This is a genomic window from Virgibacillus sp. W0181, from assembly GCF_051846915.1.
Classification (GTDB): Bacteria; Bacillota; Bacilli; order Bacillales; family Amphibacillaceae; genus JBPYCR01.
Map to the genome: position 1 here is coordinate 85,074 of NZ_JBPYCR010000008.1, position 15,344 is coordinate 100,417.

Below are 15,344 nucleotides of genomic sequence, written 5' to 3' on the forward strand. Positions count from 1 at the left end.
CTTACACGTCCTTACTGATACTTATTATAATAGTTACAACAACCCCGACAACAGTGAGTGCAACACCTGCTTCAAAAAGGGTAATGGTCGTTAATTCTACCGTACCGAAAAAAGGGAAGTCAAAATGACCAAATGTTTGACTTAAAAAGGTATCCCCAAATAAGAGCGCCCCGAACCCGGTTGCTACAGCAATCATTGCTCCAAAGGCGGCAACAAGCTTAAAATCGAGTGGAATACTTTTTTCAATCGTTTCAATATCAAAAGCCAAATATAACAGAACAAAAGCAGACGCGAGAACAAGCCCACCAATAAATCCGCCGCCCGGAGCGTGGTGGCCAGAGAAAAACAAATAGAGGGCAAGCGTTAAAATAATAAAGACAACGACTTTTGTAACGGACTGCAAAATAACATCATTGGTCTTCATTGCTTGGACCTCCTTTGGATGTAAGTTTAATCAACGTATATACACCAAGGCCTGCTACGAAAATTACAATCACTTCCAGCATTGTATCGAATGCACGAAAGTCACCTAAAATGGTATTAACAATATTTTTCCCGCCAGCCAGTTTATCCGCATGTTCAAAATAATCGGAGATAGAAGTGAATAGCTGACCGTGATGAACGGCAAGTGCGGTAACGGTAAAAACTACTCCGACAGAAATGGCCACAAGTAAGTGTGTGACGCTTTTTCCCCGTTTGATTGCTTCTTTTTTCCAAGCAGGCAAAAAGGAAAAACAGAGTAAGAAAAGTGCTGTTGTTACGGTTTCAACGACAATCTGAGTGAGCGCAAGATCCGGCGCCCGAAACAAAACAAAAAACATCGCAATCGAAAAGCCGATAAACCCATTTAATAAAACAGCAGTCAGCCGTGTTTTTGCAAATAGGATGGCCACAGCCGCGACTATCATCATCATACTTAACATCCAGTGTAAGGATCCAATTGGAGCATTCGGCGCAGATTGATCGGGCCATGCACCCAAAAAGATTAGGGCTGTACTGATAGAAAGGCTGAAAAAGATGAAAATATACAACAAATAATGACGCAAATAACCGGTCATATAAACAGCAGTCAATGAATTCGAGATATTCTCCATCCACGTTAAAGAATGATGATACAACGAATCAAGTGACCATTTCTGTGGAAATAGTGTATAAATTATCCGCCAGTACCGATAAAAGACATATAAACCAGACCCGACGATCAATATACCTATCGTCATAAATAAGGGGCCATTAACCCCATGCCAAGCACTAATCGGCTCAATGGAGTACGCCATATCGGCCGGAAATATACTGAACAACCCCGGACGTAGCAAATACTTTCCAAGCACATTTGGAAAAAAGAATATTAAAATAATGAAGAGACTTAAAACAGCTGGTGCAATGAGCATCCCTGGCGAGGCTTCCTTCACATCAATTCGGGCGTCCTTCCGATATGTTCCGAAAAAGGTTTTAAAAACAATTATAAGACAATAAACAAATGTAAATACACTTGCGACCCATCCAATCACCGGAAAAAGAAAACCAAATGTATCCAGTGAAAAGATGGATAGCTGCTGTACATGGAGAAGAGAGGTAAAAAACATCTCCTTGCTTAAAAAGCCGTTAAATGGTGGAAGACCAGCCATAGAAAAACTACCGATTAAGGCGATTGTAAAAGAGGCAGGCATCACAGCCATTAATCCGCCCAACCTACGAATATCCCTAGTGCCAACGCGGAAATCGAGTATCCCGATAACCATGAACAGTGCGCCTTTAAAAGTAGCATGATTCACTAAATGGAATAGCGCGGCAAACGCAGCCTGCGTATATAAAGTTGTTTCAACAGATGTATCAGTAAGGAAAGCAAGTGAACTTATTCCAAGTAAAGTCATAACCAACCCGAGCTGACTAACGGTTGAATAAGCGAGTAAAGCTTTCAAGTCTGTTTGCCTGACCGCACAAAAAGCACCCCATAATAACGTGATGAAACCAACGGTGACAACAGCCCAAAACCAAAAGGTCTCCCCCCCGAATATCGGTGTAAATCGGGCAACAAGGTAAATACCTGCTTTCACCATCGTGGCAGAATGCAAATATGCACTTACAGGCGTAGGTGCCTCCATCGCATCTGGGAGCCATATATGAAAAGGAAACTGCGCCGATTTCGTAAAAGCTCCGAGCAAAACTAGTATAGACGCGGGCAAAAACAAGTCATGTGTTTTCGATTGACTGTACATGGATATCATTTCGCGAATACTAAAAGTACCTGTAATATGGTACAACATAATAAATCCGGCAAGCATAGCGAATCCGCCAAAAACAGTAATTAAGAGTGATTTCCTTGCCCCGTAACGAGAGCCTTTTCGATGATACCAATAGGCGATGAGTAAAAATGAAGAGATGCTCGTCAATTCCCAGAAGACGTACAGAATCATTATATGATCTGAAAAAACGACACCGAGCATACTGCCCATAAATAGAAGCAAATAAATATAAAAAGGCTTTAACGCTTCATCCGTGGACAAATAGTAAATGGAATATAAAATAACAAGCGTACCGATAGCTGTAATTAAAAGTCCGAAAATCATGCTTAACCCGTCAAGGTTTGTAATGAAATTAATGTGATAAGCGGGAATCCACTGAACTGTGTGGCTATACGTTTTCCCGTTAGCGATGGCCGGAATGTAGAAGGCAAGCAAGACAAATAAGGCAAACGGAACAGTCATTACAAACCATCCGAGATGAATAGTTGAAGTTTTTTTATGTAATAGTAAAATAAGCAAGGCTGCTAAAAATGGAAAAAGGATTGCCAGAATTACCGTCAGCAATGGGAAACCTCCTATAGTATTCAACAGATTTTTGGTTTTTAGTAGCTGAAAAGATTTACTGTACAATTCGTTATAAATAAATCTGCAAAAGAGACAGTTGTTTCATACGCGAATAGTAAGTATAATGATGGGAAGCATCGATTGATATCATGTTTAGAAAATGTAACACATCATTAAGTATATAGTAAATAAGGTGTTCATGCACTTTAAATAATTAGAACGGTGTTCATAAATAATAACGAGGTGACAGGCAGTGGAAAAGAAAAAAGTTCGTATGGATGAAAGCATACTTGTTTGTGTTTATTACGGGCCAAACGGAGAACGACTCATCCGGCGCGGGCATAAACTGGCGAATATGCTCAATTGTCCATTATATGTCTTGACTGTCGATAAGCGCCCGTACGATGAATTCGATGCGGAAAAGCTGTCATACATTGAGCAGTGGAAAGAGCTTTCCGAAGAACTTGGAGTTGACAAATTTATCCTTAAAGATAATGAAGCCCGTTCTTCCGTTAAAACGATTAAAGCAGTGGCTCATAAATACAATGTTACACAAGTGATTATTGGTGAAGCTCCACAAAATCGTTGGGAGGAGATTACAAAAGGTTCATTTGTTAATGTGTTGTTGCGGGAGTTACTGTTTATTGATATTCATATTGTCGCTGTTGACCGAACACTAAAGAGCGAAAGCGAAACAACCTATGAAAAAGGGGTGCGCGGTTTCCTGCAAAAGGATGATAAAGGGTACTTACTCCAGTTTACAAAGTCGAAAACGGCTTATTATGAAGGCGTATTTTATAAAGAAATTGGCACCGATTTTAACAACGGTATTTTTAAATTTGCCTATGGCGGTAAAACATACGAAGTAAATGTAGAAGAAGATCGTGTAACAGAAGACATTAAGGAACCCCCGAATTGTAACAATAAAAACTAAATAATAACTGTAATGAAGTGAAAGCTGGTGAAATCACATGGCTTTCACTTTTTTATTGATTATGAAAACTTTTTAACGTTTTATAAGGTATATTATATAGATCGTTGTTCAAAGGAGGCTGGGCATGTTGTTCGACTCGGAAAGAAAATGGCTAAAGAAAATAAAAAAGGGAGATCAACAAGCATTCCGCAAGCTTTACAACGCCTATGCCGACTATGCGCTTAGAACGGCATATGCGATAACACGAAATCAGAACCACGCAGCCGATATCGTCCAGGAGACATTCATAAAAGTTTACCGTAATATCGGTACCTTTAAAATAGATCAGCCTTTCAAGCCTTGGTTTTATAAAATTTTACTTAATGAAAGCCGGCGTTATATGAAAAAACAAAATAAGCAGGCGATGGCAATGGAAAGTGAGGAATTACTGGATTACTTCAATGAAAAAGCAACGAACAATAAGGAGAAACTTCATGAAGATGTTCAAGGTGTATTAAGCAAACTTAGCGAAACACACCGAACGGTTTTAGTACTTAAATATATGAATGGATTTACCGAACAGGATATAGCGACATTGTTGGAGTTGAATGTTAATACGGTAAAATCACGACTTTATAAGGCCCGACTCAAGTTTAAGGCAGTCATTGGAGGTGGGAACAATGCAAAAGAATAAGTTGGATCGGGAAATGAAGAAAATTTTTAAAAAGGAAACGGACCCCGCTACCGAACGAAAAGATGTTACATGGAACCGAATTGAAAATAAATTGTTTTCGGAACAAAACATTCAAGTAAAACGAAAGACATGGAGGATTGCCGCTGCAACATTTATGGCGGTTGTTATAGCAGTAGTATGGTTTGGATCAGTAACTTCACCGGGTCAGTCGATTATGCACACAGTTAGAGATATATTTGTAGAAGATAAAGACATGAAACCGGAAATAGAAGATGAAAAAGATATGGAGCCGGAAACAGATAATGAAGAAGACTTTCAAATAGAAAAGGAAAATTTCGTGAAGGAAAAAGAGATGGAAATAGAACTTGAAGGGATGAAAGAAGTTATTCATACAGAGTTGAAAACTAACGATGATTTGCGTTACATCATTTACGTTGATACATCCAGGTATAAATTCGAGAAAGGCGAAAAGAGTGACGCCATTGTACCTAAAGCCCCTCTTGGTGATGAAGCTCCCGAAGTCTCCATGGAAATTAGACAGGAAGAACGTACAGTGGAAGAAACAGTAGCAGCGATAAAAAAAGAAATAGCAGACGAAAAAATGGAGCTATATAAAGAAGAAGAAGTAACGACACCAATAGAAGGAACAATGCTGACATCGCTAGGCGAACCTTATACAGACGAAAATGGCATCACAGCTAGACATTGGGATACGCCAGTCCATCGTTACTACGTGGCAAATCAAAACGGCAAAGTTTTTGTCATTACACAAAAAATCTTTGTTGTAGCGCAAGAGGGTCATGGTGTACGGTTTGATTCCATGTTGGGAAGCTTTGAGGTCATTGAATGATGTGCGGGCTCAACCCATTTAAGTTGGGTGGGTTCACAATTTATGAAAATGCGAAAGGTGTGAAAGGATGAGTGACTTTTTAACTGTTCTACTACATGACAATTTATGTTTCGGTACGGAGCATCAGGATGAAATAGTAAAGAGGACAAAGGCTCTAACGACAAGTAATTTCCATGATGAAGAAATGTTTTTTTATCATAAAAATGCAGCGTTTGGGTATAAAGGTATCGTTCATGAATACAGTGCTCAACCATATATATTCGGGCAAGGACGTTATTGTATGATGTTTGCAGGAAAAATATTTAATGCGGATACCTTACAAAGGCAAATTGAAAATAAAGACTCTACAATAAAGAGAAATGATACGTTAGCAATTGTTGCTGCTCTATTCCTTGCAAAAGGGACAGCCACATTTTCCGAATTGAATGGATTTTTTTCCATTGTTATATGGGACTGCATAGAAAACAAGCTGTACGGGGCAAGAGACCCATTCGGCATTAAGCCGTTATACTATTTGGACAGTGAAGCGGAAATGATTGTTGCCACCGATAAAAAGAGCGTATTATTCAACAGTTATGATAACGATATAGATAAAGAGGCCTTACAGCATTATTTTTCTTATCAATATGTACCAGAACCATTTACATTAACAGAAGGTGTATACAAATTAAGGCCTGGTCATTACTTTGTCAAGAGTATGTGGGAGCCTGTATGCACTCACCAATATTTTGAACCGCGGTTCCGTCCGGTTACGGCACATAAAAAGCAGATGGCCCAGCGTACGAGAGAAGTTATCGTTGAATCGATTCGTCGGCAAATGCCGGCTGGAGGAACAGTGGGGACGTTCTTATCCGGAGGAATTGATTCGGCTATTATTGCCACAGTGGCAAAAGAGATATGTCCACACATAAAGACCTTTTCCGTCGGGTTTGCCGAAGAAAGTTATTCGGAAGTAGAGAAAGCAAGAGAAACAGCAGAGCAGCTTGGGTTGGAAAATATATCTCGTATTATCACGCCGGATGAATTTGTCCACGTATTGCCGCAAGTGGTGTCGGCATTGGGAGATCCTTTAGCAGATCCTGCTGCAATTCCGTTGTTTATAGCAGCGCGTGAGGCGAAAAAATATGTGAATACCGTTTTCTCCGGCGAAGGGGCAGATGAATTATTTGGTGGATATCAGATTTATAGAGAACCTAGATCCTTGAAGTTATTTAATTATGTTCCCGATCCGATGCATAGAGCACTAGCTCAATTGGCAATTGTATTACCGGAAGGAGTGAAAGGGAAAAGTTTTTTGGAACGGGGAACGACACCGTTAAAAGAACGATATATCGGCAATGCGAAAATTTTTGAAGAGGAAGAAAAAAAGAAAGTGTTGCTTGGATATTGTGAAAAGTATCCGTATCAAACAATGACTAGAGAGATTTACAAACGTGTCCAAAATAAAGATTTGGTTACGCAGATGCAATCAATTGATCTTAATACATGGTTGCCGGGAGATATTTTACTGAAGGCAGAGAAAATGTCAAAAGCCAATGCAATTGAACTACGCCTGCCTTTCATGGATAAAGACGTGTTTGATGTGGCAAGCAAGATCCCCGTATCTGAAAAAATAACCGCCAAATCGACAAAAGCAATTTTAAGAGAAGCTTTTCAAGGAATAGTGCCGGATACGGTATTATACCGAGAAAAACTAGGCTTTCCAGTACCGATTAAACACTGGTTAAAAGAAGAATTGTACCCATGGGCGAAACAATTAATAGACGACAGCAATACCGATGATATCATTGACAAAGGTTATGTTCTGCAATTGTTGGAACTGCATGCAGTAAGTAAAGGCGATTACTCAAGGAAGATATGGACGGTTCTCATATTTATGCTATGGCATGAACAATTTGTGGAAAATAGTCATGATTTTCATACAGTGATGGAAAAGATCGTGTAAAATGTTCGGAAGATTCGGTTTAAATATATAAGCGCCTATGCTAAAATTAATGGAAGGAGGAATTGATTGGATAAGGGGATTGCCCATTCACTGTTGCAGTCGCTTCATTCCTATCATTCTTTCAATTTGTTTTTCGAATACCTATACTTTTTTTAAAAGGTAAGAAAGCATAAATTTTTGCGCATATCTGTCTAGCTTAAGCGCCCATCCCCTCGAGGTCTTAAGCGATAACTCTCCGTGGCAAAAACCGCCACTACGAGTTCTTGCTTAAGCTTGTCGGGGATTACCAGGACGCTTCCGCTTTTCTTGTCAATTTAAAAATAACGGATGGGGTGGTAATATCACATTTAAAAACATAAAAGGTTATGGATTGTACGCCATTCTCTTATTCACAATCCTAATTATTATCATTCTTGCAGACTACAGATTGGATCAATATGCAAGTGAAACATTTCGTTATTCGCTAAAAATGACTTTCATAATAATAATTTACCCACTTGTTGGGTGTATGCTCGGTATCATTCATCTATTTTATGAACGAAGAAAAACGGGGAAGTGGCGGATGAACATTGGCAAGTTATTAGTGTTGGCGCTGCCAGCGTTCCTTTTGGCATATTACCCATTTATTGTCTATTTCGGACCGTTATCGTTTTTAACGATTCCCAGTCCGTATTTTAATCAGGCAATGATCGGCGTGTCGTCAGCAATGTATATATTTCAAATTATATTCGGATATATCTTTATGACGAGCTTTTATAAAGATGAAAATACCCCTTCGTCAGTCCTAAAAGCGGGAAAGAAGGGGTATACGTAAAACGTTGTATTAATTTGTCTCCTCTATACGGTGCGGGTGTGTATAAATGTTCATTTTATCATTTCGTACAAAACCAACAGCGGTAATGCCAAGATCATCCGCTAATTTTAAAGCAAGGTCTGTTGGTGCTGATTTTGAAATGACAATTCCAACGCCGATTTTCGCTACTTTTAATAATGCTTCTGATGAAATCCGCCCGCTGAAAACGATAACTTTATCGCGCAGTGGAACCCGATTTTCCAAAATGTGTCCATACACTTTATCTAGCGCATTATGCCTGCCGATATCGGTGCGAATCGTGATTAAACGATCACGGGTACATAAGGCGGCATTGTGCACCCCGCCCGTTTCTTGGAAATGCCCGGAATTATCCTGCATTGACTGTATTAAAGCTAGGCATTGGCCGGCAGTTATGCTCGTTTTCGTTGTGATGGTTTTCGCTGTCTTTACATCACTTTTGAAATAAAACTGCCGGCTTTTTCCGCAGCAGGAACCAATAAATCGTTTCGAGTGATCATGCTCGTAATCGTCAAGTGATTTATTAAGCATTACATACGCAAAACCGCGATCATGATCGATGGTAAGATCCTTTATTTCGTCAGCTTGGCGGATCATCCCCTCAGACGCAAGAAATCCGACAATAAGATCTCGTAAATGAATCGGTGTACAAACGATCGTGGCAAACTCATTCCCATTTAGAAATATAGTGAGTGGATACTCGGTTGCAACTTGATCGTTGAAAGAAGTGAGTTTTCCATCATTTATTTGAATGGTTTTCCAGTCAACATGCACGTGCTCTGTCATGATTAACCATCCTTTTAGCTCGTTTCCATTTCCAGCTCTTCAATACGTTTTTCGACATACTTTTTATCTTTTTGCGCATAATAGGTTTCGGCTTTCTCGACGATAACTGCTGCTTGATATTCCGGGATACCGGCAAATTGTTCATAAACACCCATAGGGATAATGGCATTGCCTTCCGGGAAATGGAGTTCAATATTGCCTGATTTCACCGGTACAAATTTCGCTCGGCCGTTAAATGTTCCGTATTGATTGTAGACGACAATGGCATCTCCTTCTTGTATATTATGCGCTGCACCATCGTCCTTGTTCATTAATACGTCATAACGATCGGCGTTATTGAATGGATCTTTTTTATCATAGATCATCGAGTTGAATTGTTTACCTCGTCTCGTCGTTACATAAAAGTGTCCTTCTGGCTTGCGAAGCTCAGGTAGTTCGGCGGGAATTAAGTTTCCTTTACCGTCCGGGGTCGGACATTTTCCCCCTTCACAGAGCCAGGCACCGCCCCATTGAAAGACGTCCCCGCTCTGTTTTAAATGCTGGATGCCATCATAATTGGGGGCAGCGGCAGCGATTTCGTCCCGTATAGCATAAGCATCTTTGAAGTCGATGAGATGGCTCTCCTCCGGCTTAATCCGTTTAGCTAGATCAAGATAAATTTCCCATTCGGAACGGGCTTCCTCAATCCGCGGCCCTTTTATTTCCGGTGAAAAATAAACCATCCGTTCCGTCGAAGTCGATGTACCTCCTCCAGGTTGTTCATATCTCGTCATTGCCGGTAAAACAATGACTGCTTCTTTTGCATCTGCAAAAGTGGATGTATTGAATATAATATCCTGATGGACCCGGATATCGACGTTTTCAAGGCATTTTTTAACAAAGTCAGGATCGGGCATCGTTTCTAGGAAATTGCCTCCTGACATATAATAAAGCTCCAATTTTCGTTCATGGTTATCCGGCAGTAAACTGTTTTCCAGCGTGACACCGACAATGTCGCCTTGCCATTCGGGTATATCAAATCCCCACGTTTCTTCAACACGCTTACGGTTCTTTTCGTTCATTGCACCACCTGGAAGTGAAAATGGATCAGCTCCCATTTCGCCGGACCCTTGGACACCTGAATGGCCACGAATCGGCATAAGGCCACAGTGTTCCCTGCCTAAAAACCCACGAAGCAAAGCGAGATTAGCAACTTGTGAGATATTATCTGTTGCAAAGCGGTGCATCGTAAGTCCCATCGACCAGACAAAAACGGCAGACTTCGATTTGGCGAGCAGTTCCGCTAATTCTATCATGCGTTCTCTATTCAATCCAGAAGACTTTTCGAGCTGTTCCCAATTGTATTTAGCAACTTGGGCTTTTAAATCTTCATATCCATTCACATGTTCTTGAACAAATGCATGATCAATGGCTGATCCATATTGTGCTTCTTCCATAACAAACCAATGCTTCATAATTCCATGCATGAAGGCGATGTCCCCGCCAATATTTACTTGGTATACATCATCGGCAATTTTCGTTCCAAACAAAGCCGATTCGGCAACGGAAGGGATCCAATAGTTATCCATCGCAGGCTCATGATATGGGTTAATAATAATAATTTTTGTTCCTTTTCGTTTAGCGGCATACATATATTTTGTAGAAACCGGCTGGTTGTTCGCGGCAACTGATCCCCAAAATACAAGCACATCTGTACCAATCCAGTCTTTGTAATTACAACTGGATGCTCCAATTCCAACGGAACGGGAAAGCGCTGTTTTGGACGGGGAATGGCAAATGCGTGATGCATTGTCAATATTGTTCGTACCTAGAAAACGCGCAACTTTGCCGGCAACATAATAAGACTCATTCGTTATTCCCCGGGCGGTCAAGTAAAAAGCGTATTGCTTCGGATCAAGCGCCTTCATTTTAGCGGCTATTTTATCCAGAGCATCGTCCCAGGAAATCCGGCTGAATCTATTTTCACCGGGCTTGCGGATGAGAGGATACGGAATACGTCCCAGTGTGCGCAGTTCTGCACTGCTCATTTTTCGTAATTCATCAATATCGGCGTGGATGAAATCTTCACTCATTGCCGGCATCGTGTTTAAACGCAGCACATTCAATCTGGTTGTACATATATGAGGGCCAGTTAATGTCTGGTCTTTTAACCCTTGCACACCGAGTGCACATCCGTCGCATACGCCTTTTGTAATGATGCGGGTGGCGTATGGTAAATTATCGCGATTTTCCCAAGCGACTTTCATCGTATCGCGAATATGATGCGGCTTAATTTTCCCAAGTCCAAATGGGATTTTACTTGCCCAAAGACTAGGATCCGGCCTTTTAGCTAATTTAATTGGGCCGGTATGTTTTGTCTTCCCCAAAGTTAATCTTCCTCCAATCCGTTCTTTTTCAAGGTGTTTATAGAAAAAATCATCAATTGCATTTATTTTAGAATGAACAACTGTTTTTTTGAATAGGTTATAAAGTATAAAATTGTGTGCATAGCTGGCTAACTTCTACGTTCAACAGGTGCTAGTGCAAATGTCTTCGGTGGGATGAGCATTCGCGCGCAGTCCCAGGATGTTGCGCTTTTAGCCTGCGAGAGCGCTTGCACGTTTCTTAAAACGCTATTATTCTTAAGTAAATCATATCAGGAATTGAACTGTATCTCCAATAAACGTTTTGAAATTTTTGTATTTTTCAATTCGGGTCAAATTAAAGATGTCCATTAATGGTTTGTAAAAGTTCTCTTATATTTTGATCACCAATTAAGTGGTCTGCATACGCATCGAGTTCTGTTGGCTCACGGTTAACAATGACGAGTTTTGCTCCGTTTTCTTTTGCTAGCAGTGGGAACATGTTTGCTGGAGAGACGGAAAGTGAAGATCCAAGTACGATAAACAAATCAGCCTTTAACGTTTGTTCCTCTGCTTTACTAAATACATCCTGTGGTAAGGATTCTCCGAATAGGACAATGCCTGGTCGAATAGTTCCGCCACATGCACATGTATAATTGCCATCTAAAAAAGATTCACGACCAGTTTGATTCCCACAATCGTGGCAATGAAGCGAACGAAACGATCCATGAAGTTCCATGACATTTTCATTTCCTGCATCATGGTGAAAGCCATCGACGTTTTGTGTAATAATTCCTTTAACAAGGCCATTTTTTTCCCAGCTACCTAATATCATATGGCCTTCATGTGGCTTATATTTATTAATTTCGGATAGACGGTAACGGTAGAAATCCGCAAATTCTTGTTTATTGTGGAGCAATGCCTGAACGTTAGCGAGTTCGTTCGGATTGAATTTTTTCCATAGTCCACGGTCTTTGGAACGAAAATCAGGTAACCCGCTTTCCGTGGACATCCCTGCCCCTGTATAAACGACGGTGTGAGAAGATGAAGTAAGTAAATTCAACAATGTCTGCACGATATTTACACGCTCCTTTTTATTTAGTATATCATTTCATTGCTGGAATATGGATTTTTCAAGATTAGCGAAAGGCTTACAAAAGATAGAGTTTTTAACAGAATTTGAAAGTGGTTTAATGCATAAAGGTTTTTAAAAATTCAGTTTGTGGAGTGACAACAAGTAATCCAAAAAAACTTGCAAATCGTCACTTGCAAGTTTTGTAAAAGAAAGATTTAAGGTCATTGTAATGAAGGTGATTGTGACTGGAGTACGGGGTTTTTATTTTCAAGATAGAAAAGGATAAAATGTGGCGCATAGCTGTCTAGCTTAAGCGCCCATCCCCTCGAGGTCTTAAGCAATAACTCTTCGTGGCAAAAATCGCCACTACGATTTCTTGCTTAAGCTTGTCGGGGCTGACCAGGGCGCTTGCGCTTTTCTTAATTAAGCCCCGTGCTCGATCATTGTGTCTGCTACTTTTGTAAAGCCGGCGATGTCTGCGCCAATGACTAAATTTCCGGAATGGTTGTAGTTTTCAGCTGCTTGAACACAGTTTGTGTAAATGTTCTTCATTATTTCTTGAAGCATTGTATCAACTTCTTCAAAGGACCAAGATATGCGTGAACTGTTTTGTGCCATTTCCAGCGCTGATGCGGCTACTCCGCCGGCATTTACCGCTTTTGCCGGGGCAAATAAAATATCATGGGTTTGAAAAACACGAATCGCCTCGGACGTACATGGCATATTTGCTCCTTCTGCAACAGCCTTTACACCATTGACAAGAAGTTGGTTCGCCTCCACACGATCAATTTCGTTTTGAGTTGCACATGGAAGTGCCACATCACATGGAATTGACCAAATGCCGGAGCAGTCTGAAAAGTACTTTGCGTCCTGATGTTCTTTTAAGTAAGCATGGATTCGATCACTGTTTTGTTCCTTTACTTTTTTTACGGTTTCAACATTTATGCCATTTTCATCATAAATATACCCATCGGAATCACTGCACGCAACGACGTTCGCCCCTAAGCTGATTGCTTTTTCCATTGCATAAATGGATACGTTCCCCGATCCGGATACAACAACAGTGCTGTCCTCCAATGAAAGGTCGGCATCTTTGAGCATTTCGTCCACAAAATAGATTGTTCCGTACCCGGTTGCTTCCGTTCTTCCCAAGCTTCCACCGTAGGACAGTCCTTTTCCGGTTAACACACCAGCATGGTATTGACCGCTGATTCGTTTGTATTGTCCAAACAAATAGCCTAATTCTCGTTTTCCCACACCAATATCACCGGCAGGAATATCAATATCTGGGCCAATATATTTTGCTAGTTCGGTCATAAAACTTTGACAAAACCGCATGATTTCATTGTTTGATTTTCCTTTAGGGTTAAAGTCAGCGCCGCCTTTACCTCCGCCGATCGGCTGCCCGGTTAGGGAGTTTTTGAAAATCTGTTCAAATCCGAGAAATTTAACAATGCTCGTACTGACGGACGGGTGGAAACGCAATCCGCCTTTGTAAGGTCCGATGGCGCTGTTGAATTGGACACGGTATCCTCGGTTAACTTGCATCTTACCGTGGTCATCAACCCAAGGCACTTGAAACGTGATCACTCTCTCTGGTTCGACCATTCGTTCCAATATGTTGTGTTCCATATATTTTGGGTTCTTTATAAATACAGAAGTGAGAGAGTGTAAAAACATCTTAACTGCCTGAAGAAATTCCTTTTCATGAGGGTTACGCCGCTTTACGATGGTGAGGATATAATCTAAATATTTTTCTACCTTTTCTTGTTCAGTATGATTTTTCTTCGTCTTTGTCGGCAATGGCTGCAGCCTCCTTTCAAATTATGTACGTTCGCTTATTCACATAGAATGGCTGTTAAATAGAATGTTTATTCATTCAAGTGAACGACCAGTGTAATGTAAATTTTACATAAGAAAAACAATCTATGCAATACAAATAATAGATATTATTGATGCCGATATGAGATAATGAGAGGAATGAGGTGATGAAAGTGGAGTTAAGGCAGATCAAATATTTTATTGAAGTGGCGAAAAGAGAACACGTGACAGATGCTGCACATGCCTTACATGTTGCACAGTCAGCGGTCAGCAGGCAAATATTTAATTTGGAAGCAGAGCTTGGCGTCGATTTGTTCATTCGGGAAGGAAGGACGGTCAAACTGACGCCGATTGGACGGATTTTTCTCGATCATATGGAGCAAGCAATTCATGTTATTGATGATGCGACACAAGTAGTGGAAGAATATACCGATCCTGAAAGAGGGACAATTCATATTGGTTTTCCGACGAGTATGGCTACATACATATTGCCGACAGCAATTTCAGCATTTCGTGAACAATACCCAGACGTGAAGTTCGAACTGCATCAGGGGTCTTACAGCGAATTAAAGGAAGCCGTGGTAAAGGGAAGCGTTAATATGGCACTGCTTGGGCCCGTACCTGCAAACGAGAAGAAATTGCAAGGAACCATTTTGTTTACGGAAGATATTGTTGCTTTGCTACCGATGAACCATCCAAAGGCTACGGCTCCAGCACTTTATTTAAATGACTTGCGGCATGATTCTTTTGTGCTCTTTCCAGAAGGTTTTGTATTACGAGACATTATTATAAATGGTTGCCAGCAGCTCGGGTTTCAGCCGACTGTTTCTTTTGAAGGAGAAGATATTGATGCTATTAAAGGATTGGTTTCGGCGGGGTTAGGTATTTCACTTGTGCCGGAAATTACATTGGTCGATTGTCTGCCGCGGGCAACAGTGAAAAAAGCTGTCGTTGAACCAAGCATTAGCAGAACGGTCGGAGTCATTATCCCTTCCGAGCGGCAGTTGTTGCCGACCGAAAAGTTATTTTATGAATTTTTAAAGGATTTCTTTTTGCGGTTAGAAGAATTTCAATATTAATCGATGACAAGATTCGATACAAATAGGAGCATCTGATTTTCTGATAAGCTTTAACGTTGGGGTAAAAGCTTTTGGAAGAGTCAGGTGTTTTTTTCATTCATTTTCAATATGAATTTTGTTGCCAATGTTTACTAACTATGCTAGGCTGTATATACAATATCTTGATAGATTGATAGGGCGAAAACACTACATGTGGT

At 40.6% G+C, this 15,344-nt stretch carries 12 protein-coding genes; 6 read left to right on the top strand and 6 right to left on the bottom strand.

Going from position 1 to position 15,344, the window contains the following annotated elements:
* Position 1 precedes the first annotated feature (1 nt).
* On the bottom strand, positions 2 to 424 hold the full coding sequence (locus ACLIBG_RS05420) for a Na(+)/H(+) antiporter subunit B (RefSeq protein ID WP_439311736.1): 423 nt from the start codon (positions 422 to 424) through the stop codon (positions 2 to 4).
* Positions 411 to 2,810: a Na+/H+ antiporter subunit A gene (locus ACLIBG_RS05425; protein ID WP_439311737.1), complete on the bottom strand. Its 2,400-nt coding sequence runs from the start codon at positions 2,808 to 2,810 to the stop codon at positions 411 to 413. Before ACLIBG_RS05425 ends, ACLIBG_RS05420 begins: the two co-directional genes overlap by 14 nt.
* Positions 2,811 to 3,063: 253 nt before the next feature.
* On the opposite strand from ACLIBG_RS05425, the gene ACLIBG_RS05430 reads away from it, so the two are divergent.
* From ACLIBG_RS05430 to ACLIBG_RS05450, 5 genes are all read left to right on the top strand, one after another.
* Positions 3,064 to 3,744: a histidine kinase gene (locus ACLIBG_RS05430; protein WP_439311738.1), complete on the top strand. Its 681-nt coding sequence runs from the start codon at positions 3,064 to 3,066 to the stop codon at positions 3,742 to 3,744.
* Between the two features lie 124 nt (positions 3,745 to 3,868).
* Positions 3,869 to 4,417 carry an RNA polymerase sigma factor gene (locus ACLIBG_RS05435; protein WP_439311739.1) on the top strand — a complete coding sequence of 183 codons (549 nt, stop codon included), beginning with the start codon at positions 3,869 to 3,871 and terminating at the stop codon, positions 4,415 to 4,417.
* Positions 4,404 to 5,267, top strand: coding sequence for a hypothetical protein (locus tag ACLIBG_RS05440; RefSeq protein WP_439311740.1), 864 nt, complete (start codon positions 4,404 to 4,406; stop codon positions 5,265 to 5,267). Before ACLIBG_RS05435 ends, ACLIBG_RS05440 begins: the two co-directional genes overlap by 14 nt.
* A gap of 67 nt (positions 5,268 to 5,334) precedes the next feature.
* Positions 5,335 to 7,212: an asparagine synthase (glutamine-hydrolyzing) gene (gene asnB / locus ACLIBG_RS05445; protein ID WP_439311741.1), complete on the top strand. Its 1,878-nt coding sequence runs from the start codon at positions 5,335 to 5,337 to the stop codon at positions 7,210 to 7,212.
* Between the two features lie 562 nt (positions 7,213 to 7,774).
* On the top strand, positions 7,775 to 8,026 hold the full coding sequence (locus ACLIBG_RS05450) for a hypothetical protein (protein ID WP_439311742.1): 252 nt from the start codon (positions 7,775 to 7,777) through the stop codon (positions 8,024 to 8,026).
* Positions 8,027 to 8,035: 9 nt separating this feature from the next.
* On the opposite strand, the gene fdhD is transcribed toward ACLIBG_RS05450, so the two are convergent.
* The 4 genes from fdhD to gdhA form a co-directional block, all read right to left on the bottom strand.
* Complete coding sequence (gene fdhD, locus ACLIBG_RS05455) at positions 8,036 to 8,830, bottom strand: formate dehydrogenase accessory sulfurtransferase FdhD (RefSeq protein WP_439311743.1); 795 nt, start codon at positions 8,828 to 8,830, stop codon at positions 8,036 to 8,038.
* Between the two features lie 14 nt (positions 8,831 to 8,844).
* Positions 8,845 to 11,196 carry an FdhF/YdeP family oxidoreductase gene (locus tag ACLIBG_RS05460; RefSeq protein WP_439311744.1) on the bottom strand — a complete coding sequence of 784 codons (2,352 nt, stop codon included), beginning with the start codon at positions 11,194 to 11,196 and terminating at the stop codon, positions 8,845 to 8,847.
* A gap of 334 nt (positions 11,197 to 11,530) precedes the next feature.
* Positions 11,531 to 12,247: an SIR2 family NAD-dependent protein deacylase gene (locus tag ACLIBG_RS05465; protein ID WP_439311745.1), complete on the bottom strand. Its 717-nt coding sequence runs from the start codon at positions 12,245 to 12,247 to the stop codon at positions 11,531 to 11,533.
* 423 nt (positions 12,248 to 12,670) lie between these two features.
* Positions 12,671 to 14,050, bottom strand: a complete 1,380-nt coding sequence (gene gdhA / locus ACLIBG_RS05470) for an NADP-specific glutamate dehydrogenase (RefSeq protein WP_439311746.1) — start codon at positions 14,048 to 14,050, stop codon at positions 12,671 to 12,673.
* 191 nt (positions 14,051 to 14,241) lie between these two features.
* On the opposite strand from gdhA, the gene ACLIBG_RS05475 reads away from it, so the two are divergent.
* Positions 14,242 to 15,147: a LysR family transcriptional regulator gene (locus ACLIBG_RS05475; protein WP_439311760.1), complete on the top strand. Its 906-nt coding sequence runs from the start codon at positions 14,242 to 14,244 to the stop codon at positions 15,145 to 15,147.
* Positions 15,148 to 15,344 lie beyond the last annotated feature (197 nt).

Excerpts from the sequence above, each read along its gene's own strand:
- ACLIBG_RS05420 (WP_439311736.1), bottom strand. The coding sequence starts at position 424 with ATGAAGACCAATGATGTTATTTTGCAGTCCGTTACAAAAGTCGTTGTC.
- ACLIBG_RS05450 (WP_439311742.1), top strand. The coding sequence starts at position 7,775 with ATGAACATTGGCAAGTTATTAGTGTTGGCGCTGCCAGCGTTCCTTTTG.
- asnB (WP_439311741.1), top strand. The coding sequence starts at position 5,335 with ATGAGTGACTTTTTAACTGTTCTACTACATGACAATTTATGTTTCGGT.
- ACLIBG_RS05435 (WP_439311739.1), top strand. The coding sequence starts at position 3,869 with ATGTTGTTCGACTCGGAAAGAAAATGGCTAAAGAAAATAAAAAAGGGA.
- fdhD (WP_439311743.1), bottom strand. The coding sequence starts at position 8,830 with ATGACAGAGCACGTGCATGTTGACTGGAAAACCATTCAAATAAATGAT.
- ACLIBG_RS05440 (WP_439311740.1), top strand. The coding sequence starts at position 4,404 with ATGCAAAAGAATAAGTTGGATCGGGAAATGAAGAAAATTTTTAAAAAG.